Genomic DNA, 14,147 nt, shown 5'->3' with positions numbered 1-14,147 from the left:
CATTATACAGAACCGCAAAACCAATCGACGAGCAGTACTTTTCTGCCGATATATATTTGTTGAATTACTATTTTAGGATTTAGACCGAAGAGAGACTCGAGCGATAACAAACAAATAAACGAAGTAAATCGCACTCGTTTAGATAAGGATTGAAGACATACTTTACAGAGTTTCTTGTGTGATTTCTCCCTTTGGTAGAAATGAGATAAATACGCAGGTTTTAACTTGGAATAAGGTCACAAGCTTCAAAATTAAAGGTAAAGAAAACAAAAAATGAAGTAAAATTAAAAACGCCTCATTACTGAGGCGTTTTAGTCATGTTTTAATTTAAATTGAATGGCGGGTAATCAGTAATCTTAACAAATCAAAATTACATACAAATTTTAGTATTAATTTATTATTTAGACCAACGTTTGAATTTTAACGACCAACGGTAAATATTCAATAGAAACAATTTTTATTTCCAACCTCCGCCTAAAGCTCTGTATAAGTTTACAACGGCTTGTAATTTCTGTAAATTATCATTGATACCGCTTAACTGCGCTGCTAAAAGATTTTGTTCAGAAGTTAATACATCTGTATAATTAGTTGCCGAACTATATTCTAAAAGCTGCTGTGTAAAATCGACTGCTTTTTCTAAAGCCTCAATTTGTTTTTTTCTTGAATCTTCTTTTTCAACAGCCATTTGGTAAGAATACAAAGCATTAGAAACTTCCTGACCAGCCGTTAAAAGACTCTGTTGAAAAGTATTATAAGCCTGTAATTGTTGCGACTGCGCTGTTGTTAATCTTATTTTGTTTTTACCCTGATTAAAAATAGGCTGTGTTAATCCTCCAATAATCGAATAAAAAATAGAATTCGTAAAGAAATCTTTTAATTCTAAATTTGAAAATCCGCCGCTTGCAGTAAGCGTTAAACTTGGATAAAAATAAGTTTTAGCCAAATTCGTAGATTCAAAAGCCACTCTGAAATTAAATTCAGCCTGACGAACATCGGGACGATTTTGCAATAACTGCGAAGGCATTCCAATTGCAATATTTTCAGGGATAATCTGTGTTCCTAATTCTCCTCTGTCAATTGTTCCGGGAGCTTGACCTAATAAGATATTTAAAGCGTTTTCGGTTTCACGAATACTTTGTTTCAAATCCGGAATCAAAACTTCAGCCGCATGCTGGTTGGCTTCACTTTGCACAACCGCAGCTCCGGTAACAATAGCACCTTCTTTTAAATCTTTAATTGTTGCCACATTTTTAATACGGCTTTCCAGTGTTTCCTGCGTAATTTTCAATTGTTTGTCATACGCTAACAAAAGGAAATAATTATTGGCAATGTCTGAAATCAACTGCGTCTGAACTGCTTGTTTAGCAGCATCTGTAGCTAAATAAGTGGCTAAAGCGGCTCTTTTAGAACTGCTTAATTTTCCCCAGATGTCAGCTTCCCAAGACGTGCTTAAACCTAATTTATAAGTTGTTGTTAACGTATTGATGTTGATTCCAGCCGGAAAGTTTAGTCCCGCTTCTGACTGTTTTGTATGTGTTGCACTTGCATCAAGCTGTAATGTTGGGTAATAAGCCAATTTACTTTGACGCAGAGAAGCTCTTGACTGCACTATATTTTCAATTGCATTTTTCAGGTTCAGGTTTTGATCTAATCCTTTTTGAATTAATGCATTCAGCTTTTCATCTTTAAAAATGCTCTGCCACGGCATATCAGCAATCGTAGTCGAATCGGCGGAAGCCTCATCACGATACAGCTTATCTGTCGAGAGTGATGCTGGGCGTTCGTACTTTTTGGTAATTGAGCACGCACTTAAAAGTGCGGCTGCAATTACCATAAGAATATATTTATTTGAACTATTCGTCATTTCTGCTTTTATTAAATTTTACTCTTTGTGAGCTTCTATTAACTGAATTTCGTTTTCATCATCGTCTTCATCATCATAACCGTCTTTTGCCGGACCACTGATTCTTTCTTGTAAAGTCTGGAAAATGATAAACAAAACCGGAATAACAAATACTCCTAAAATGGTTCCGATTAACATCCCTCCAACAGCTCCCGTACCAATCGATTTGTTACCAACTGCTCCTGCACCAGTAGCAAACATCAGCGGCACAAGTCCAAGGATAAAGGCAAACGAAGTCATCAAAATTGGACGTAAACGTGCTACGGCTCCTTCGATTGCAGCTTGTACAATTGGTAAACCTTTTCGCCTTCTGTCCAAAGCAAATTCGACAATCAAAATACCGTTCTTGGCAAGAAGTCCAATCAACATGATTAAGGAAATCTGAAGATAAATATTACTGTTCAGTTTGAAAATAATCGAGAATAAATACGCTCCTGCTAATCCAAACGGAATTGAGAATAATACCGCAAATGGTAAAATATAACTTTCGTATTGTGCACTCAGTAAGAAATAAACGAAAACCAAACATAAAATAAAGATGAAAATCGTTTCACTTCCAGATGCTAACTCCTCACGCGTTAAACCTGAAAATTCATAACCGTAACCTGCCGGAAGATTTTCTGCCGCAACTTCCTGAATTGCTTTAATCGCATCTCCTGAACTATATCCTGGTTTTGGTGCTCCTGTAATCGAAATAGAAGTAAACAAGTTAAATCTCGAAATCGATTCTGGTCCAAAAACTCGGGTCATTTTCACAAATTCAGTAATTGGAGCCATATTACCAGCGCTGTTACGAACGAAAATTTTATTTAATCCCTGAGTATTAGTTCTAAATTCTGGCGAAGCCTGAATCATTACACGGTATTGTTTTCCAAATTTATTAAAATTCGAAGCATACAATCCTCCATAATACCCCTGCATAGTTGATAAAATAGTATTTACCGAAACTCCAGCATCTTTGGCTTTAGCCAGATTAATATCCATCATATATTGCGGGAAACCAGGATTAAATGGTGTCGTTGCATATTGTATTTCAGGACGTTCAGCTAATTTAGCCAGAAATTCATTGTTTACTTTATAGAATTCAGCCGTTGTATGACCTCCTTTATCCTGCAATTGGAATTCAAATCCACCGCTTTGTCCAAAACCTTGGATAGTGGGTGGTGAAATAAAGAAGATACTAGCTTCACGAATACCGCTCGTTTTAGCAAAAAGCTGTCCAATTACATCATCAACACTAAGATCACGCTGATCCCAAGGATATAATTTTACGATAACCATACTGTAAGCACTACCTGCTCCGGCTGTAAAGTTCTGCCCCACAATACGAAGCGTATTTTTTACTCCCGGAATAGTTTTCGCGATACTGTCTACTCTCTTTGCAATTATGTCAGAACGTTCCATCGAAGCCGATGGCGGTAAACTGATATTGGCAAAAACTGTCCCTTGATCTTCCGCAGGAACGAAAGCAGACGGCGTAGTTTTCATCATATAAACTAATGCAATTCCCGCAACCACGATTGAAGCTAAAACAATCCATTTTTTAACCGAAAGGAACTGAACTGATCTTTTGTATTTTACGGTTACATTATCAAATGCAACGTTAAAAGCGGTATAAAACCTTTGTAAATAACTCTTATGCTTATGATCGTCTGCATGAGGTTTTAAAAGCAAAGCACACAACGCCGGACTTAAAGTTAAGGCGTTTACTGCCGAAAGAATAATCGCAACCGCCAGTGTAATACCAAACTGTTTGTAGAAAACTCCGGTTGATCCGGTAATGAAAGTTACCGGAATAAAAACCGCAGCCATTACAAGCGTGATTGATATAATCGCCCCCGATATTTCGTTCATCGCATGTATTGTAGCTTTCTTGGCCGATTTATAACCGTGATCCAGCTTGGCGTGCACCGCCTCGACGACCACAATCGCATCATCGACCACAATACCAATTGCGAGTACCATCGCAAAAAGTGTCAATAAGTTAATCGTAAATCCAAATAAATTCAGGAAAAAGAACGTTCCTACAATCGCAACCGGAACCGCAATTGCCGGAATTAATGTGGATCTAAAATCCTGAAGGAAAATAAATACTACAATGAAAACCAATATAAAGGCTTCGATCAAAGTATGAATTACTTTTTCAATAGAAGCATCAAGGTTTTCGTTAACGTCAACCATAATGGTATATTTCATTCCTTTTGGAAAACTCTTTGCCGCTTCTTCAATCAATATTTTAGAATTGATAATTACATCACGCGCATTAGATCCCGGAGTCTGGCTTATAGCCATTGCTGCCGATTCTACACCATTTGTTTTAATCGTTGAAGCATAACTTAAAGATCCTAACTCTACTTTAGCAACATCTTTAAGTCTAAGCATCTGCCCATTCCCAACCGATTTTATAACGATTTCCTCAAATTCCTGAGCTGATGTTAAACGTCCTTTATATTTAATTACATATTGAAATGCCTGATTTCCGTTTTCACCAAATTTACCCGGTGCTGCCTCGATATTCTGTTCTGCCAAAGCAGCCGAAATATCACTTGGAATCAGTTTATATTGCTGCATTACATCTGGTTTCAGCCAGATTCTCATAGAGTAATCTTTTGCACCAAAAACCGTTACATCTCCAACCCCAACGATACGCTGGATCTGCGGTACAAGGTTGATTTTTGCATAGTTTTGAAGAAACGTCTGATCATAAGCTTTATCATCACTGTATAATGAAAAGATCAATAAGTTACTACTCTGGCTTTTAGTTACTGTAACCCCAGCCTGAGTTACCTCTACAGGTAATAAACTCGTTGCTCTTGAAACCCTGTTTTGAACGTTTACCGCTGCTAAATCAGGATTGGTTCCTACTTTAAAGAAAACTTTGATCGAAGCGTTACCATCATTAGTTGCTGTAGAAGTCATGTAAGTCATGTTTTCTACACCATTAATCTGCTCTTCCAGCGGAATTACAATACTTTTCAGTACCACATCAGCATTAGCTCCGGTATAACTCGCGGCAACATTTACTGTTGGAGGTGCAATATCCGGATATTGAGAAATAGGTAACTCAATTAGGCCTAAAACACCTAAGATGACAATAATAACAGATATTACCGTCGAGAGTACAGGTCTTTGTATAAATTTTTTAAACATTTTTTTTATTTTAAATCGGCGTAAACGGTTTCCGGACTTTGATTTTTAGCTTTAATTTCAGTTCCCTCCTTTAGAGAAGCTACTCCTTCTAAAACTATTTCGTCTCCTGCATTTAAACCGCTTGTTACTACATAATAGTTTCCGGCTGTATTTTCAAGTACTGATATATTAGCATTTCTTGTTTTTCCGTCTTTTCCTAAAACTACTGCAAACATTTTATCCTGAAGTTCAAATGTTGCACTTTGAGGCACAATCATCGCATCTTTAACTTCATTTGGAATTCTCACAGTTGTGCTGCTTCCGCTTCTGATAATTCCTTTTGAATTTGGGAAACGAGCTCTAATGTTTACAGTTCCCGTTTCAGTATTAATTAATCCGTTTACGGTTTCAATATGTCCTTTTTCATCGTAAGCAGAACCATCTGAAAGTAATAAAGAAACTGCCGGAAGACTTTTAATTTTTTGAGTTAATGATGCTCCGGTATTGTTATTTTTAGTGAAGTTTAAAAGTGCTTTTTCATTCATTGCGAAATAAGCATACACATTTCCAATACTTGAAACCGTCGTTAAAGGTTCGGTTGTGTTTGAGCTTACTAAACTTCCCAAACGAAACGGAATCGAACCAACAACTCCACTTACCGGACTTGTTACAGTTGTATATCCTAAATTAGTTTTAGCATTTACCAAAGCGGCATTTGCCTGAGCCAAAGCGGCTACAGCAGATTCATAAGTATATTGTGCCGATTCTAAATCGTATTTACTTATAATTCCTTTTTCAACCAATGGCTTTACTTTGTTTACTGCCAGTTTTGCAGAACTTAAATCAGCCTGAGCACTTTTAATGCTTGCAGTTGCCGTACGAACTTGCTGCTCATATTCTGGCGCACTTATTTTAAACAAAGGCTGGCCTGCTTTTACAACAGCGCCTTCATCTACAAAAATTTTATCAATGTAACCTTCCACTCTTGGTCGGATTTCTATGTTTTGCTGTCCTTGAATACTGGCTGGATAATCGCTGTTTAGCGTAGCAGATTCCGGCTGTAAAGTCAACGTTTTATACTCTTTAACCTGCGGTGCCCCTCCGGCCTGAGCCGATTTATCATTTTTACCGCAAGATGCGATAATAACTGATGCTGCGAGAATGCTTAAAAATGATTGCTTATTCATTAGAAATAATATGTAATTATCGATTATATGACAACAAAAGAAATAAAATATAACATACAAAAAATTTCAAATAGACGAAGAGCGAAAGACAATCGATAAAAATGTCCTGACACACGATGGATTTTTTTTAAAATTAAACAAGTGTTTAATTTTGAGCTCGTCGGCTCTAAAATGGTTTTTAAGGACTGTAAATCTCTTTTTAGCGATTGCTTCAAAATCGCATTCAAATAAAATGTAATATTGTCCATAAAAAACAAAACTTGTAATGGCATCAAACGTATACAGACCTTATTTTTTTACCGGACTGCACATTCTAAGCTGGTTATTATTGGGATTTATCATGTTGTTTTACATGCCTTTAACCTGGAATGTGATTCTGCCTGGTGCCTTTTGGCTTTGGCAGATTATTATTTTGATTTTGTTAATCATTATTTTTTATTCTAATGCCAAAATCATTGTACCAAAAACCATAATTAAGGACAATACTTCTCCGTTTTTAGTTTGGGCTTTTGTTGCCGTTTTTGCCATGCAGCTTATTGCCTATTTTTATACTTCTCAAACAGATCTTCATAATAAAATAAGTTTGGTTTTGGGATTTAAAAAATATAGAAATCCTTATTTTGACAACTATGTTTTAATGCTCACTTTACTGGTTTTAGGAATCAGCACGAGCTGGGCGATGTTACAATACTGGCAGAAAGCCGCACAGCACAAACAAAAACTGGAACAGGATAAAACAGTTGCAGAACTGGCTATGCTGAAAGCTCAAATTAATCCGCACTTTTTCTTTAATTCTTTAAACAGTATTTATTCGCTTACCTACACTGATATTGAAGATTCCAGAAATGCGCTTCATACCTTAAGCCGAATGATGCGCTATTTATTGTACAGCACAGAAGAAACAACTACATTGCTGAAAGAGGCCGATTTTATGAGAGATTTTATTGCCTTGATGAAACTTCGTGCGAATAAAAAACTGACGATTACAACCGACATTCCAGAAAAAATACACGATTACCCAATTGTTCCGATGTTATTATTACCTTTAGTAGAAAATGCTTTTAAACACGGAATTCATGCTACCGATAAAAGTGAAATTCATATTAAACTGAGACAAAACGGAAGCAATCTCCAATTTGAAGTAGAAAATACTTATTTCGAAAAAACGTCAACTACAGATGAAGGCGGCATTGGATTAACAAATACAAAACGCAGACTGCATTTAATTTATCCGCATAAACATACACTCATTGCAGGTATAGCCAAAAACGGTATGTATAATGTTCAGCTGCAAATAAATTTAGAATAATGACAACATTAAAATGTATAGCAGTAGATGATGAACCTCTCGCATTAAAACTGGTCGAAACTTTTATTCACCAAACTCCTTTTTTGCAATTAAGCGCCAGCTGCGATAATGCAGTCGAAGCTATGAGTTTAATTAGAGAAAAACAACCGGATTTGGTTTTTCTGGATATCAATATGCCTAATTTAACCGGAATGGAACTCGCAAGACTTTTGCAGGAACAGCCTGGACAAGTACCCAAAATCGTTTTTACAACCGCTTACAATCATTATGCTATTGAAGGTTATAAAGTAAATGCAGTCGATTATCTTTTAAAGCCTTTTAGTTATGAAGAGTTTTTACGCGCTGCAAATAAAGTACTTCAAATAACCGAAGAAGCTTCAAACAACTTCCAGCCCATTACTGCCGATGATGAATTTATTTTCTTAAAAGTAGAATATCAATGGGTTAGAATCTCTCTTAAAGAAATTTTATATATCGAAAGTTTAAAAGATTATGTAAAAGTGCATTTAGATGATAATCAAAAAGCCATACTTTCTCTTATTTCCTTAAAAGCTTTAGAAGAAAAATTACCATCAGCGAAATTTATGCGTGTTCATCGATCATTCATAGTTTCACTTGATAAAATAAACGCCATCAGCAAAAATTCTATTTTTATAGATAAAACAGAAATTACAGTGGGCGAACAATACAAAGAAACCTTTAAAACCATTGTCGATAAATGGTTAAAATAAAATTGAAAATTTAGTATCATGCAAAAAAGATCAAACAAATATTATTTGACATTAAGCCTTAAGGAATATGCAAATGGTGATACCGAGCCTGCAAAAGAACTCGGAATTGAATTTGATAATCACGATGAAATTTTTGGAATCATCCAAAGAATAAAAGACAAGAACATATTCGAAAATCCATATGAAGCAACGCAATTTGCCCTTGGACTAAAATTATTCAGCGAAATAAAACTAAAACACCGCAACAATCCATTATTTGATGAATTAAACGAAGTTTTTCCTGTATTCATGAAAAAATTAAAAAGCTTGTAGTTTACTGCAAGTTTTTTTTTAATTCGAAATTATGAAAGAATTTCGGAATGTTATGTAAATCAAGTTATTGTCTATTTCATTAATTTTATTTGAATGATCTAAAAAATAGCTTTATGATACATAAACATGGATTAATTATCACTAAAACCGAATTAGATTTTGAGGTTGAAGGTGTTTTAAACCCAGCAGTCATTGCTGCTGATGGAAAAATACATATTTTCTACAGAGCCGTTGCTTTAGGAAATCATTCCACAATTGGATACTGCCGTTTTTCTGATCCGTTAACTATTGAAAAACGATACGAATATCCGGTTATAGTACCTGAAATGCCCAATGAAAAATATGGTGTCGAAGATCCGCGAATTGTCACAATCGATGATCTTTATTACCTTTCGTATTGTGGTTACGACGGTGAAAATGCATTTGGATGTGTTGCTACTTCTCCAGATTTAAAAAATTTCACCAAACACGGAATTGTCGTTCCTCAATTATCAGGCGATGAATTACGTTCTCTTATAAAACACCAGCAGGATTTAAATATCAAATATTTTCAGCCAAGTACTGGAAGCAGTTATGTATGGGATAAAAATGTGGTTTTCTTTCCAAGAAAAATAAACGGTAAACTTCATTTCCTGCATAGAATTCGTCCCGGAATTCAGATTGCCTCAGTCAATACTCTAGACGAATTAACTCCCGAGTACTGGAAAAATTACATGCTGGATTTTAAGAACCATATTGTATTAGACCCAAAATTTACACACGAATTAAGTTATTTAGGAAATGGAGCGCCGCCAATAGAAACAGAACACGGCTGGCTTTTAATTTATCACGGCGTTCATGATACGATAAATGGATATATGTATGTAGCCTGCGCTGCACTTTTAGATCTTGATGACCCAACAAAAGAAATCGCACGTCTGCCCTATCCATTGTTTGTTCCAGATCAGCCTTGGGAATTAAAAGGCTATGTAAATTATGTCTGTTTTCCAACGGGAACTATTCTCGACGATGAAGAATTATACATTTATTATGGCGCGGCCGATGAAGGAATTGCCTGCGCATCAGTTAACATAAATATCTTATTAACAGAACTTTTGGCTAATAAAGTTTAATTCTTAGCGTCAGTAACATTTTTCAGTCACTCTGGCTAAACTATTTACTAAGACTGCTTTTATTTCCTAAATTAGTTATCCCAAAAAATTAAAACCATTGAGATTATGGAATTAGTATAAAATAATCGCTGCTGCTTTGTACACCAGTTTGGTATTATAAATCAAAAAACTGGATCATTTTTTAGTTAGGATGCCTGCCTAAGTTTGTCATGACGATAATGTCCTAACAAAAAATCAAAAAAAATGAAAAAAGCAATTTTAGCAGTAGTACTTGTTATTACCCTGCAAGCTGGGGCGCAGGAAACAAAAGCACCGCACGGTTATACGTACGGAACTAAAGATGTAGCAAAATCTCCATTTACACTTGAAGAATTAAAACTTTTAGAACAATCTTTACTTTTTTCTGAAGAAGATGTAAAGTATTTACAAATGAGCCATGACATTCTTAAAGGTCAAACGGATGCCATTCTGGACGTTTGGTACGGATTTGTGGGATCAACGCCGCAATTAGTTTACTTTTTTGGAAACACTAAAACCGGAAAACCAGACGGAGAATATTTAGCAAAAGTCAGAGGTCGTTTTAAAATGTGGATTCTTCAAACAGCTGAAGCAAAATATGATCAGGATTGGCTTAATTACCAATATGAAATTGGTTTAAGACATTACACCACCAAGAAAAACAAAACAGATAATGTCACTTCTGTTCCCATTATTAATTATCGTTATATTCCGGCTTTAACTATTCCGGTTACAACGACGCTAAAACCATTTTTGGCAAAAACCGGAGCAAGTGCCGCCGATGTTGATAAAATGTATAACGCTTGGGTAAAAAGTGTTTTAATGCAAAGTATACTTTGGGGTCAGCCTTACATGAAAAAAGGAGAATTCTAAAAACAAAAAAAGGGATCGTTTAAAAATTAAACGATCCCTTTCCTATTTTAATTGCTGACTAATTTCAAAATACTGTTAAGATCACTGATTTCCTTTTCTGTTAAAGGCTGCAATGGTTTTCTTAAATGTCCGCCTTCAATTCCCTGAATATGCAGTCCTGATTTAATTGCTCTTGGAAGCCCTTTTTCTACAATAAATCGCAGTAAATTGATTTGTTTGTAAAACAACTTTTGCGCTTCCTGAAAATCATTTTCCTGAACAGCATTGTACAAAGCAATATTCAATTCCGGAATTAAATTAGGAGCCGCAGTACACCAGCCGGTTGCTCCCGCTGCAAATGCAGAAAGTGCCAGCGGATTTGATCCGTTATAAAACGCTGCATTTTCTCCTAATTCTTTCTTTAAATAATGCATTCGCTGCACATCGCCTGTACTTTCTTTAATCATTGTCACATTCGGGATTTCGAGAATTCTTTTCAATAATGCCGGAGACATATCTACTCCAGCCGTCGCCGGATTATTGTACGCCATAATGGGAATAGAAATCTGATTGGCAACAGCATCATAATGTTTTACGATTTCGTCATCGCTTAATTTCCAATAACTCATCGGGATAATCATAACGGCGTCTGCGCCCGCTTTTTCGGCTGCTTTTGCGTGATAAATAGTTCTTTCTGTAGTCAAATTTGAAACGCCGACTAAAATTGGAACTCTTCCCTTTACCTGCGAAACCGTAGCTTCTGTTATCGCTTCCTTTTCTTCATCATTTAAGTACGGCATCACGCCAGTGCTCCCTAACGGAGCTACAGCGTGAGAACCAGATACAATTAATCGTTCCAGTAATTGTTTGTAAAGCGAAATATCAACCTTTTCATTTTCATCAAAAGGAGTAATAGGATAAGCGATAATACCTTTAAATTGTGTGTTTTTCATCTGGTTTCCGTTTTATAAATCCCTGCCTTCTTCTTCTCTTAATGCTACACCTAAATTTTGTAATTGAGGAGCATTTTCTGTTGCGATATATTTTGCATTTTCAGTATCGCTTAAGTTTTGATGTCTGTGCCATGTCCAGGCCGGAATATAAACCGCATCTCCCGCTTTCCATTCTACTTTTTGATCTTCAATTTCGGTATAGCCAGAACCTTCAATTACATATAAGAGTGTTTCGTAAGTATGTCTGTGTCGGTTGGTAAGCTGTCCCGGAAGTAGTCCGCCAATGGTCATACTTACATTTTTACTTGGCAAATCGACAAAAAACACCGGATGTTTTCGTTCTGTAGAAAATTGATTGTGTTCTCCGGCATTTTCTACATTTCTGTGAATTAATTTATCCGGCATTACAAAACTTGGTCTTGCATAAGTCTGGTGAAAATCTTTAGACGAGAATTTTTTTTCTTTCGTTTCCATGTTAATTATATTTTAGTTAATGCAGTATTGCGTGACAAAAATATTGTAACTTTGGACTGTACACATAACACAGTTTTAATATAAACAACTAGTCCAGATGTTACGACCATGGCAATTTGAAATTCATTTAGATAAAAAATCAGACAAAGCGCTTTATCTGCAAATTGCTGATGCTATAATCAATGCGGTAAAATCCGGTAAATTAACCAGCGGAAATGCTTTGCCCGGAAGCCGACAACTTGCTGGACTATTAAATGTGAACCGAAACACGGTAATTGAAGCTTTGGATGTTTTGATTGCTGAAGGCTGGCTGATTACAATGGATCGGAAAGGTACTTTTATTGCCGATATTCTTCCTGAAATCAGCCCGAATAAAAAAGCTGAAACACAAGTCAATATTGCAGTCGAAAACCAGAAACCGCATCTTGTTTTTGATGACGGACTTCCCGACAGCCGCCTCGCTCCTATGAACGATCTGGCACGTGCTTATCGCGAAATATTCAATAGAAAATCCCGCTGGCAGATTATGGGTTACAGCAATGAACTGGGGAATGTAGAATTTCGAAAAGCGATTGTACAAATGCTGAATTTTAAAAGAGGAATGAATGTTTCTCTGGATGAAATCTGTATAACAAGAGGAAGCCAAATGGCAATGTATCTCGCGGCGCATTGTTTGTTGTCAAAAGGAGATTATGTGATAATCGAAAATCCGGGATATAAACCTGCTTGGGAAGCTTTTGAAAATGCCGGCGCCAGTCTGCTGGCAGTAAATGTAACCAGAGATGGTTTAGATTTAGAAGAAGTTGAAAATCATCTTAAAAACAATAGAGCCATAAAAGCGATTTACGTTACGCCCCATCATCAATTTCCAACTACGGTTACGATGAGCTTAAAAAAAAGATTGAAACTTATTGAGCTTTCCAATCAACACGGATTTACAATTATTGAAGATGATTATGATAATGAGTTTCATTTCGGACAACGCCCAATTCTGCCGATTTCAAGTTACAGCAATGCTAAAAACTACATTTATATTGGCACTTTAAGTAAAATTGTAGCTCCGGCTCTGCGTATTGGTTATTTGGCTACTTCAATTCCAAACATAGAAAAAATTGCAAAGCATAGAAAAATAATCGATGTTCAGGGTGATAATATTATGGAAGAAGCGGTTCTGCATCTTATCAATGAAGGTAAAATTAAAAGACATCTCAAAAAAACAAATCTTATTTATAAAGCAAAAAGAGATCATTTTGAAAGTCTCTGCAAACTTCATTTAAAAGACAAAATTACTTTTATAAAACCTGAAGGCGGCTTGGCATTTTGGATTGTTCCAAATAAAATTGTCGATACCCAAAAAGTCTGTACCGAATTGCTTTCTAAAGGAATCAAATTAATGACTCCGGAAAAATTCAGTTTTGGTAGTCCAGTAAATGGATTTAGATTAGGATATGCTTCGCTTACAGAAGAGCAAATGGAAGAAGGAATTAAAGCACTTTCAAAATTTTTATAAGCGAACTGGTTTGTGATCGCTACAATCTAATCTGATATCTTTTGTTTCTAATTGAATATCCATTAATCGGCAATACTTATTTCCGTTTTGCTGTACAAAATAACCGCAATTGTGACACGTACTCTGAACATTTATAACTTGTAAATAGTGCAATTGTTCAATTACAGAACTGAGATTTTTCCACAAAACCAATTTCTCCTTTTCGGGTACTGTTTTTACCAAATCAAATAAAGGATTTGTAAAATCTTCGGTTACCAAAACCATTTCTAAACCTTTTGCCGTGAGTTCGATTGTAGAACTTCTGGAATCATTTGCATTAACAGTTTTTGTGATGTACAGTTTTTGTTCCAAAATTTTAATGGTATCGCTGATCGTGGCTTTTGCCAAATTGAATTCTTTTGCCAGATAACTTACCGTTGCCTTATTTTTAGAATGATGTTTTATAAATATCAAAAGCTGAATCTGTATCGGACTTAAATCATATTTTTTGGCTTTTTCCCACAATAAAACTCTGAATACCTGAGACAAACGTTCAAATCCAGCTGTAATTTTTCCGTCTAAACTATTGTTTTGTGTTTCTAGATTGAAGATGTTTTTCATAATTATAACAAGTAAAATAGACTGAAAGTCCCCACACTTTCAGCCTATCGTTTTAAT

12 protein-coding genes are annotated in these 14,147 nt (G+C 35.7%); 6 read left to right on the top strand and 6 right to left on the bottom strand.

The window, feature by feature from the left end; translation table 11 throughout:
- Window positions 1-457: 457 nt before the first annotated feature.
- Genes L1276_RS17175 through L1276_RS17165 form a run of 3 tightly spaced genes read right to left on the bottom strand, consistent with a single transcriptional unit; the run spans window position 458 to window position 6,219 of the window.
- Window positions 458-1,864 carry an efflux transporter outer membrane subunit gene (locus tag L1276_RS17175; protein WP_253789905.1) on the bottom strand — a complete coding sequence of 469 codons (1,407 nt, stop codon included), beginning with the start codon at window positions 1,862-1,864 and terminating at the stop codon, window positions 458-460.
- An 18-nt stretch (window positions 1,865-1,882) separates the two neighbouring features.
- Entirely contained in the window at window positions 1,883-5,053 is a 3,171-nt protein-coding gene (locus L1276_RS17170) for an efflux RND transporter permease subunit (protein ID WP_253789903.1), read from the bottom strand.
- Window positions 5,054-5,058: 5 nt separating this feature from the next.
- Complete coding sequence (locus tag L1276_RS17165; protein WP_253789901.1) at window positions 5,059-6,219, bottom strand: efflux RND transporter periplasmic adaptor subunit; 1,161 nt, start codon at window positions 6,217-6,219, stop codon at window positions 5,059-5,061.
- A gap of 265 nt (window positions 6,220-6,484) precedes the next feature.
- Between L1276_RS17165 and L1276_RS17160 the strand changes: the two genes are divergently transcribed.
- The 5 genes from L1276_RS17160 to L1276_RS17140 all read left to right on the top strand — a co-directional run bounded on the left by L1276_RS17160 (window position 6,485) and on the right by L1276_RS17140 (window position 10,574).
- On the top strand, window positions 6,485-7,528 hold the full coding sequence (locus L1276_RS17160; protein WP_253789899.1) for a sensor histidine kinase: 1,044 nt from the start codon (window positions 6,485-6,487) through the stop codon (window positions 7,526-7,528).
- Complete coding sequence (locus tag L1276_RS17155) at window positions 7,528-8,259, top strand: LytTR family DNA-binding domain-containing protein (protein WP_253789897.1); 732 nt, start codon at window positions 7,528-7,530, stop codon at window positions 8,257-8,259. Before L1276_RS17160 ends, L1276_RS17155 begins: the two co-directional genes overlap by 1 nt.
- An 18-nt stretch (window positions 8,260-8,277) precedes the next feature.
- A complete protein-coding gene (locus tag L1276_RS17150; protein WP_012026109.1) occupies window positions 8,278-8,571 on the top strand; it encodes a DUF3861 domain-containing protein in 294 nt (97 codons plus the stop codon).
- 113 nt (window positions 8,572-8,684) lie between these two features.
- Window positions 8,685-9,683: a pesticidal protein Cry7Aa gene (locus tag L1276_RS17145; protein ID WP_253789895.1), complete on the top strand. Its 999-nt coding sequence runs from the start codon at window positions 8,685-8,687 to the stop codon at window positions 9,681-9,683.
- Between the two features lie 243 nt (window positions 9,684-9,926).
- The gene (locus L1276_RS17140; protein ID WP_253789893.1) at window positions 9,927-10,574 is read left to right on the top strand and encodes a protoglobin domain-containing protein; all 648 of its coding nucleotides are present in this window, start codon (window positions 9,927-9,929) and stop codon (window positions 10,572-10,574) included.
- 47 nt (window positions 10,575-10,621) lie between these two features.
- Here the strand turns inward: L1276_RS17140 and L1276_RS17135 are convergent, their stop codons facing one another.
- Both L1276_RS17135 and L1276_RS17130 read right to left on the bottom strand, forming a co-directional pair.
- Window positions 10,622-11,506: a dihydrodipicolinate synthase family protein gene (locus L1276_RS17135; RefSeq protein WP_253789891.1), complete on the bottom strand. Its 885-nt coding sequence runs from the start codon at window positions 11,504-11,506 to the stop codon at window positions 10,622-10,624.
- Window positions 11,507-11,518: 12 nt separating this feature from the next.
- On the bottom strand, window positions 11,519-11,980 hold the full coding sequence (locus L1276_RS17130; protein WP_253789889.1) for a cupin domain-containing protein: 462 nt from the start codon (window positions 11,978-11,980) through the stop codon (window positions 11,519-11,521).
- A gap of 97 nt (window positions 11,981-12,077) precedes the next feature.
- Here L1276_RS17130 and L1276_RS17125 point away from each other — a divergent pair, with 97 nt between their 5' ends.
- Complete coding sequence (locus L1276_RS17125; RefSeq protein WP_253789887.1) at window positions 12,078-13,490, top strand: PLP-dependent aminotransferase family protein; 1,413 nt, start codon at window positions 12,078-12,080, stop codon at window positions 13,488-13,490.
- Here L1276_RS17125 and L1276_RS17120 read toward each other — a convergent pair.
- A complete protein-coding gene (locus tag L1276_RS17120) occupies window positions 13,485-14,090 on the bottom strand; it encodes a MarR family winged helix-turn-helix transcriptional regulator (RefSeq protein WP_253789885.1) in 606 nt (201 codons plus the stop codon). The genes L1276_RS17125 and L1276_RS17120 overlap by 6 nt on opposite strands.
- Between the last annotated feature and the right edge of the window lie 57 nt (window positions 14,091-14,147).

Source organism: Flavobacterium sp. HSC-32F16 (assembly GCF_024171645.1).
GTDB lineage: Bacteria > Bacteroidota > Bacteroidia > Flavobacteriales > Flavobacteriaceae > Flavobacterium.
The sequence above is the reverse complement of the archived record's forward strand: the minus strand, read 5'-3'. Positions and strand labels throughout refer to the sequence as shown.